The organism is Acidiphilium sp., assembly GCF_049977125.1.
Classification (GTDB): Bacteria; Pseudomonadota; Alphaproteobacteria; order Acetobacterales; family Acetobacteraceae; genus Acidiphilium.
Map to the genome: position 1 here is coordinate 4654 of NZ_JBMFGY010000006.1, position 4598 is coordinate 9251.

The following is a 4598-nucleotide window of genomic DNA, read 5'->3' on the forward strand; positions in this document are numbered from 1 at the left end:
GGCCGCGGGTTCGGTCTGGTTTCGCGCGGTCATCGCCCTATAATAAGCCTGTGCCGGTGCTTTCGTGCCACGCAAGCGGCGGCGCAAAACTTCGGGCGTGACGGTTTTCGGCCGTCGTGCCACAATTGGGTGCAATCATCGTGCCGGGCGGTCGTCCGGACGACAAAAACATAAAGGATTCCGACGTGGCCAACGAAAAATCCCAAAACGTGCAGGACGTGTTTCTCAACCACGTGCGCAAAAGCAAAACCCCGGTGACGGTGTTTCTGGTCAATGGCGTCAAATTGCAGGGGGTGATCACCTGGTTCGACAATTTCTCGGTGCTGCTGCGCCGGGACGGGCACACCCAGCTGGTTTACAAACATGCGATCTCGACCGTGATGCCGGGGGCGCCGATCCAGCTGTTCGACGCCAGCAAGGCGGAGGGGGCGGCGCCGGTCACCCCGTCGCAGAATCCGACCACGCTGAGCCTGATGAACCGGGGCGAGCCGGATCGCGATGATGAGTAGCCTGATTTGAGCATCGAAACCCAGGCAGCGCCGATCCGCGCCGCGATTCTGCTCCCCTGGGAGCATGGGTCGCGGCGCGATCGTCTGCGCGAGGCGGAGGCGCGGCTGGCCGAGGCGATCGGGCTGGCCGCCTCGATCGGGTTGGTGATCGCGTATCAGGATACGCTGCAGATCCGCGCGCTGCGGCCCTCGACCCTGTTCGGCGAGGGGCAGGTGGCGCGGATTGGTGCGGCGATCGCGGAGGCGGAGGTTACCGTCGCTGTGGTCGATTCAGCACTCAGCCCGGTGCAGCAGCGCAATCTGGAGCGGGCGTGGAACTGCAAGGTGATCGACCGGACCGGGTTGATCCTCGATATTTTCGGCGAGCGGGCGCGCACCGCCGAGGGTGTTTTGCAGGTCGAGCTCGCGCATCTCGCCTATCAGCGCTCGCGGCTCGTGCGGTCCTGGACGCATTTAGAGCGGCAGCGCGGCGGGTTCGGTTTTCTGGGCGGGCCGGGCGAGACCCAGATCGAGGCGGATCGGCGGCTGATCACCGACCGGATCTCCCGGCTCAAGCGCGAACTCGAGGATGTGCGGCGCACCCGCGCGTTGCATCGCACCGCGCGCAGCAAGGTGCCGTATCCGGTGGTCGCACTGGTGGGCTATACCAATGCCGGCAAATCGACCCTGTTCAACGCGCTGACCGGTGCGGCGGTGCAGGCGGAGGATCAGCTGTTCGCGACCCTCGATCCGACCATGCGGCTGATCGTGCTGCCCTCGGGTCGGCATGCGATATTGTCGGATACGGTGGGGTTCATTTCGGATCTGCCGACCGAACTGGTCGCCGCGTTTCGCGCGACACTCGAAGAGGTCGCCGCCGCGGATATTTTGCTGCATGTGCGCGACGCCGCCCATCCGGACAGCTCGGCGCAGCGCGCCGATGTGGTGAGCGTGCTCGATGGCATGGCGGAGTCTGGCATGATCGATGCCGGTTGGACGTCGCGCAGTTTCGAGGTGTTGAACAAGATCGATCTGCTCGCGCCTGAATTGCGCGATCTGCCCGATACCAGCGCCATCGCGGTCTCGGCGCTGTCGGGCGAGAATTTGCAGGCGCTGCGCGGGGCGATCGATGCGCGGCTGGCGGGGGCGATGCATCTGATCCATTACGCGCTGCCGGTGGCCGATGGCGCGACCCTGGCCTGGCTGTATCGCCATGGCGAGGTGCTGGCGCGCGAGGATTTCGAGGCGGAAATCAAGGTCGCGGTGCGGCTGCGCCCGGAGGATCGGGCGCGGTTCGAGCGGGATTTCAGCCTGTCCGGCGAGGCGGGCGTGACGTGAGGCTCGACGAGGACGATCTGACCGCCATCATCGAGTTGATGCGCAATGTGGCGCGCAGCATCATCATGCCCCGGTTCGGCCATATCGGTCCGGCCGATCTGCGCACCAAATCCGGTCCGCTCGACCCGGTGACGGTGGCCGATGAGGCGGCTGAACGCGCTTTGACCCTGGGGTTGCGGGCGTTGTTTCCCGAAGTCGCGATCATTGGCGAGGAGGCGGTATCGGCTGAACCGCGGCTGATGGCGGCGCTTTCCGGCACCGTGCCGGTGTTCGTGATCGACCCGATCGATGGCACGCAGAATTATGCCGCCGGCCTGCCGCTGTTCGGCGTCATGATCGCGCTGATCGAGGGCGATGCAACACGGGCCGGGCTGATCTATGACCCGATCCGCGATGACACCGTGGTTGCCATGGCGGGGCAGGGGGCGTTTCTGATCCGCCGCGATCCCGCCGGCACCGAGGATTGGATCCGGCTCCATGTCGCGAAACCGGCGCCGCTCAACGCCATGATCGCCTCGGTATCGTGGCAGTATATGGGCGAGCCGGAGCGATCCCGCGTGCTGCACGGTTTGACCCGCCTGGGGCAGACGCCGAATTTCCGCTGCGCCGCGCATACTTACCGCGCCCTCGCGATGGGGCATCTGCACGCGACATTGTCACGCCGGACGCTGCCGTGGGATCATGCGGCGGGCGCGTTGATCGTGGCCGAGGCGGGCGGCTATGTGCGCAAGCCGGATGGCACCGGGTATCAGCCATCCGCGCTCGATGGCGGCATTCTCGCGACGGTGGATGAGGAAAGTTTCTGGATTCTGCGCGATTTGTTTGGCTAGAGTGTTCGCGTCTTTGTTGCACAGGGACGGCGCGCTCTGCGCGCTTCGCCCACCGTCGCGGCTGATCGGCTTTCACCGGCATTGTTTGCTGGCAGATTGCACTTGTGGATGGGGGTTGCGCTGTGGATGACGCGGTGAGCGGCGCGGGCTGGGCGGGGGATGACGATCTGGCGTTGCGGGCGGGGCCGGCGCCGGTGTCGCCGCCGCTGGCGGTGGCGTTTCTGATTCTGGCGCTGGGGGTGGCGGGTCCGTTCGTGTTCGTGCGGGACGCGGTGCCGAGCGTGTTCCTGACGGTCGCGGCGCTGCTGCTGCCGGTGGCGGGGGGGATTGCGGTGATCGCCTCGGTTGGTTCGTGGCGGCGGTTTCGGGCGGACCGGGCGGTGCGGACGCGGGCGATCATCGGGGCCGAGGGGATCGTGCTGATGGCGCGGCACGGCGAGATCGAGCGGTATCGATGGGCGGAAATCGCGGCGGCGCGGGTCAGTGCCTCGGTGCTTACGCTGCACCTGCGCGGCGAGGACGGTAAACACACGCGGCGCGCGATTCGCTATCAGGGTCTGGAAACGCCGGTTGAAATGCTGGCGGGGCGGATTGCGACCGCGACGCTTCAGCCTCGCGATTCCGTGACACCAGCACGGATGTCATGAAAGCTTCATTGAAACCCCGTCGCCTTGTCATGATTGATCGCTTAGACGGCGGGCCAGGGCAGTCCAACGCCTGATAGGCTTCATGTGTCGATTATCGCAACCGAAAGGGAGATCCATCGTGCGATCTGAATTCAAACTGCGCCGCTCCGTGTTTTTGCGCGCCGCCGCGACCGCGGCGGTGGTTGCCGGGTTGGGCATGGGCGTTGCCCAGGCGGCCGATGTGTCGCTGGTCGAAACCGGTTCGACCCTGCTGTATCCGCTGTTCAACATCTGGGTGCCCCATTTCGAGAAGGCCTATCCGGGCGTGAAAGTGACCACGCAGGGCACCGGGTCGGGGGCCGGCATCGCGCAGGCGATTTCGGGGGTGGTGCAGATCGGTGCGTCCGACGCGTATATGTCGGACCCGCAGATCAAGCAGAACCCGGACATTCTGAACATTCCGCTGGCGATTTCGGCGCAGGCGATCAATTACAACCTGCCGGGGCTGAACGGGAAGCATCTGAAATTCTCCGGCCCGGTGCTGGCGGCGATCTATACCGGCAAGATCACCAAGTGGAACGATCCGGCGATCGCGAAACTCAATCCCGGCGTGAAACTGCCGGATCATGACATCATTCCGGTGCATCGCACCGATGGGTCGGGCGATACGTTCATTTTCAGCCAGTATCTCGATTTCTCGACGCCATCCTGGGCGAATACGGTTGGGTACGGCACCACCGTATCGTGGCCGGCGGTGCAGGGCGGGCTGGGTGCTAATGGCAACCCCGGCATGGTCGAGGCGTTGAAGCAGAACCCCTATGCGATCGCGTATATCGGCGTGTCGTTCTACAAGGAGGTTGCCGCGGCGCATCTGGGTCAGGCGATGCTGCTGAACAAGGACGGTAAATTCGTGCTGCCGACGGCGAAGACGATCAGCGCCGCCGCTGATGAGCTGGTCGGCAAGACGCCGAAGGACGAGCGCATCAGCCTGGTGTTCGCGCCCGGTGCGATGAGCTACCCGATCATCAACTATGAATATGCGATCGTGAACGCCAAGCAGAAGAACGCGGCGACGGCGAAGGCGGTGAAGGAATTGTTGACCTGGGCGAGCAACCAGGGCAATGCGCCGCATTATCTCGAGCAGGTCGAGTTCAAGGCGTTGCCGCCGGCGATCAAGAAACTGTCGGCCGCGCAGATCGCCAAGATCGGCGGCTGATTTTCCGGCCCTTGGGGCGCCTCGTCCGCTAGAGCGATATGCGATTGGGTTGACGCGACAGCGGAAACATAATCGCATGAAATCGCTCGAAAAAACATAG

Annotated in this window: 5 protein-coding genes; all 5 read left to right on the top strand. The window is 64.6% G+C overall.

Going from position 1 to position 4598, the window contains the following annotated elements; genetic code table 11:
* Window positions 1-185 precede the first annotated feature (185 nt).
* Window positions 186-509 (top strand): RNA chaperone Hfq, encoded by a 324-nt coding sequence (hfq, locus tag ACP5E6_RS02015; RefSeq protein ID WP_427950971.1) that lies wholly within the window; start codon window positions 186-188, stop codon window positions 507-509.
* A gap of 6 nt (window positions 510-515) precedes the next feature.
* Window positions 516-1826 carry a GTPase HflX gene (hflX, locus tag ACP5E6_RS02020; RefSeq protein WP_427950974.1) on the top strand — a complete coding sequence of 437 codons (1311 nt, stop codon included), beginning with the start codon at window positions 516-518 and terminating at the stop codon, window positions 1824-1826.
* A complete protein-coding gene (locus ACP5E6_RS02025) occupies window positions 1823-2656 on the top strand; it encodes an inositol monophosphatase family protein (RefSeq protein WP_427950977.1) in 834 nt (277 codons plus the stop codon). Before hflX ends, ACP5E6_RS02025 begins: the two co-directional genes overlap by 4 nt.
* A gap of 134 nt (window positions 2657-2790) precedes the next feature.
* A complete protein-coding gene (locus ACP5E6_RS02030; protein ID WP_427950980.1) occupies window positions 2791-3303 on the top strand; it encodes a hypothetical protein in 513 nt (170 codons plus the stop codon).
* A 118-nt stretch (window positions 3304-3421) separates the two neighbouring features.
* Window positions 3422-4498 carry a phosphate ABC transporter substrate-binding protein PstS gene (pstS, locus tag ACP5E6_RS02035; protein ID WP_427950983.1) on the top strand — a complete coding sequence of 359 codons (1077 nt, stop codon included), beginning with the start codon at window positions 3422-3424 and terminating at the stop codon, window positions 4496-4498.
* The last annotated feature ends 100 nt before the right edge of the window (window positions 4499-4598 follow it).